Origin of the sequence: Thiorhodococcus mannitoliphagus (assembly GCF_010915725.1) — a bacterium.
Taxonomy (GTDB): domain Bacteria; phylum Pseudomonadota; class Gammaproteobacteria; order Chromatiales; family Chromatiaceae; genus Thiorhodococcus; species Thiorhodococcus mannitoliphagus.
Map to the genome: position 1 here is coordinate 1 of NZ_JAAIJR010000252.1, position 3,313 is coordinate 3,313.

The following is a 3,313-nucleotide window of genomic DNA, read 5'->3' on the forward strand; positions in this document are numbered from 1 at the left end:
CATCGTCACGTCTATTGCTTCGTCAAATCTGCAACAATCAAATAGCTTATGAGTGAATTATTCGCATTCGTCGCGCGCTCTAAGTCAAGAATTATTAAGAGCTAGTTCCTATACAGCGTCTTAGGCGACCTGGCCGGCGATGCCGTTCTGGGTCTGATTCGAGAACACCAGGTTCAGCCCGCCGATGTTGCCGGACTGATCGACCGCGACGCCTTGGCTCTGCAGCAGGGCATGTGTCCCCATGTCGATCTCAGGGGCGTTGACGATCGCGGTGCCGAGCAGGGCATCGAAGTCGCTCAGTGAGAAGCCGCCGCGAACGCTACCCATGGCAGCGGCGTCGAGGTCGTTACGAAGGGTCAGGTCGGTGATGGTCAGCATGATGTCTCTCCAGATGTGCGTTGCGTTGTCTTCGGGGCTTTGCGCTGTTGGTGCGCTTGCTGGGGATAAAGCAGCTGCTGTGCCAACTTCGGAAAACGAGCCGCGAAGCCGCGTGAACTGGGGGTTTCCAGGCAGCTCGTTCGCGTTTGAAGGTGATCTGGAGGGGCCTTATGTTTGCGCGCAGCAAACATAAGGATAAAAAGTGTTTGATCCTTAGAGGGAACCAGGGCCTCGGTTCGACCGCGTCTCAGAGGACCCGGAGGAGGGCCGCCCAGTCGGCTCGCAGGATCCCGCTCCCCAAGCCAGCTGAGGATCGGGAGCGCTACGCCTTCGCCGAGGAGGGAGCCAAGGCGCGGAGGGCAAGGCTCTGGAGCGAAGCCTCACCACCTATCGGTTTTATGTAGCCAGGGCTTCCAGCCCTGGCGAACCAGGCGAGGATGGCCTGGCTACGCAGGCTTGGAGCGGCTGTTCCGGTTGATTTCGGGAAACCGATAGGTGTTGAGGGAGCGAAGCTGACCCGATCCCGCCTTGGGAATGGCGTCGGCGCTGAGGTGGAGGTGCGCTCGAAACGGTTTTTTGGCGAAAGACCGTTAAATGGGGTAGACCCAAGGTGTCACCAGTTGCCACCTGGGCTCTCGGTCATCTCACTCGGACGAGGGAACCGCGGAGGCGCGCTGAACCTCCGGGCTGAAGGTCTGCATCTCCGCGTCGGACACCAAGTTGTGACTGCGCATCATCATCACGCAGCGCACGGCCGAGGAGCGTCGCAGGGTACGGCTTCGCCTTCAAGACACCTGAGGTTGTGGTTTTTGATGTGGCTAAACCAGGTCGAACCCGATGCAGCTGCAAGGCGGGATCGACGATCCAATCGGTGGGTCAGCTGTCTCGCTTGACCTAGATTCCGCGACACATGACGCACGCTTCCTTCAGGGTCTGGCCACCGAAGCCGCGCTCCATGCGTGACGCGGCAGGCGTATGACGACGCTCTCGGTCCTCGATCGGTGGTCTCAGGAGCACCGGTATCCCGGTCGGCGAGGCCATGCGCGGCGCCATGGCGCGCATTCGATAATCCATTTAATATCAATATCCTATATGCGTATAACATGGATTATGTAAAGTCTCAGATGGGCCAGACTCAGCAGGGCCTTGATGACTGGAAATCGACGGCGATGGCCCAATGTCGCCGCCATGAGGCGCTCGGGATCTCTCCGCTGACCGACGCCGCACAACGCCATTCTGAGTCAAGCAACCTTCGGAGTCATCGTATGGATCTGGTCAAGAACGTGGGTCAGCAGGATCGTAATATTCGCCTCGTCGCGGGCGGTGTCGCGATCCTTTTCGGCATCGCCACCGGTCTCTGGTGGCTGGACATCGTCGGTCTCGTCCTGATTGCGACGGCCTACTTCGGAACCTGCCTCGCCTACATCCCGCTTGGCATCAACACGACTAAAGAGACGTCCGACAAGGCGTAGCCCTAAGAGACGCCACCCGCCGCCAGATCCGCGTAGAGCCAGTACACGCGGCCATCTGCGCGTTGACACCTTCATCACTCGGAGCGGTCGGTCGCGCGACTGACGCGACCGTCGCTTCGACGCGGGGAGTTGTCACTCGAACTGCTTGGCGCGGTGACTCCAACTCCCCATTAACGGAAACTCACCGTCTTCGCTCCACTGACGGCTGTTGGCCAGAAGCGGACGCACCGATTAGAGCCAGCGGTTTTCCCATTTGAACCAAGCCCAGATCAACAACAAGACCAAGGGGGAGAGCTGCAAAGCTAGGATGATCCACCAAAGCTCGCGCCATTCTTCTCCTGCAAGCGCATCTGGATCCGCAATTGGCTCGACGATCATATTCCGGCACCTTCGGGTTTCGCTACCTTCCAGATCGTCGAGTGCCTTTTTGAATGCGCTGGCCGTGCCAGTGCGGCCCAGATCAAGAGGTTCGCGATAATAAGGCCCCAGCGTTAGGAGGCGTTCCGCACTGCTGCGTCGCTTAGTCTGAGTCTGCGGATCATCCTCAACAGCGCCCAAATACAAGCAGGTTTCTGGGGAACGGGTCGAGACGAGTCGCGCCACATAGTGACACCGACCGGTTTCAGATCTGCGCTCGGCATGGTTGTAAACGCGAGGCTGGTATGCACCGTATTCGACGCCGAAGCTGCCTTGCGCGACTCGGACATCGCGCAAACCGAGCATGACGTTTTCGCCCTTGTAGCCTATCGCCTCAGCCAAGAAGACCTCAGGGAGACGATCAGCAAAGGCGGTTTTCCACCAGACACTGCCTTGACTGCCGACAAACAGCACGCTAAACAGCGTGAAAAAGCCAAGCAACACCCCGTAATCGCCGCCGCGATCAAACGAAAGGTTAAGGTTCGGGAACCAAGGGCGCAACGGCTTGTGCAACCCGAAAGCGGCGCCAATGAAACCAAACATCATGACCAACGCAATAACGGCATTCACGACGAATGCGGTTTCGGGATCGATCAAATCTGCCAGGACGACAAACAGTGCGACACCGGCAAGCACCGTCGTCAGGTAAAGCAGTTGCAGAAAAAGGATGTTTGGCAGCCACTTGTCTAACACCTCGCGCGCCGGTGTCGGCTCAACGGCTGTTGGGGGCTTTCCGGTGCGGCGCCAATCGTCCCAGCGGGCGGATAGCAACGACCACCAACGTTCTCGGTTCTCGTCAATCACCAAGAACGCCTGTTCGCCCCGATCATCCTTATATCCGATGGCCGGTCGCAGGCGATGCTTGCCATCGCGTTTCTCTCTCTTGTTGATCTGATCCGCATTCCGCTTGGTGCGCAAAGCACTTAGACGCTGTATAGGAACTAGCTCTTAATAATTCTTGACTTAGAGCGCGCGACGAATGCGAATAATTCACTCATAAGCTATTTGATTGTTGCAGATTTGACGAAGCAATAGACGTGACGATG

Annotated in this window: 4 protein-coding genes; 1 reads left to right on the forward strand and 3 read right to left on the reverse strand. The window is 57.9% G+C overall.

Features of this window, described 5'->3' with window-relative positions:
* Nucleotides 1–120 precede the first annotated feature (120 nt).
* Both G3480_RS25615 and G3480_RS25620 read right to left on the reverse strand, forming a co-directional pair.
* Nucleotides 121–378 carry a hypothetical protein gene (locus G3480_RS25615; RefSeq protein WP_164657039.1) on the reverse strand — a complete coding sequence of 86 codons (258 nt, stop codon included), beginning with the start codon at nucleotides 376–378 and terminating at the stop codon, nucleotides 121–123.
* 894 nt (nucleotides 379–1,272) lie between these two features.
* Entirely contained in the window at nucleotides 1,273–1,452 is a 180-nt protein-coding gene (locus G3480_RS25620) for a hypothetical protein (protein WP_164657040.1), read from the reverse strand.
* A gap of 191 nt (nucleotides 1,453–1,643) precedes the next feature.
* Here G3480_RS25620 and G3480_RS25625 point away from each other — a divergent pair, with 191 nt between their 5' ends.
* Nucleotides 1,644–1,850, forward strand: a complete 207-nt coding sequence (locus G3480_RS25625) for a YgaP family membrane protein (protein WP_164657041.1) — start codon at nucleotides 1,644–1,646, stop codon at nucleotides 1,848–1,850.
* A 231-nt stretch (nucleotides 1,851–2,081) separates the two neighbouring features.
* Here the strand turns inward: G3480_RS25625 and G3480_RS25630 are convergent, their stop codons facing one another.
* The gene (locus G3480_RS25630) at nucleotides 2,082–3,185 is read right to left on the reverse strand and encodes a hypothetical protein (RefSeq protein WP_164657042.1); all 1,104 of its coding nucleotides are present in this window, start codon (nucleotides 3,183–3,185) and stop codon (nucleotides 2,082–2,084) included.
* Between the last annotated feature and the right edge of the window lie 128 nt (nucleotides 3,186–3,313).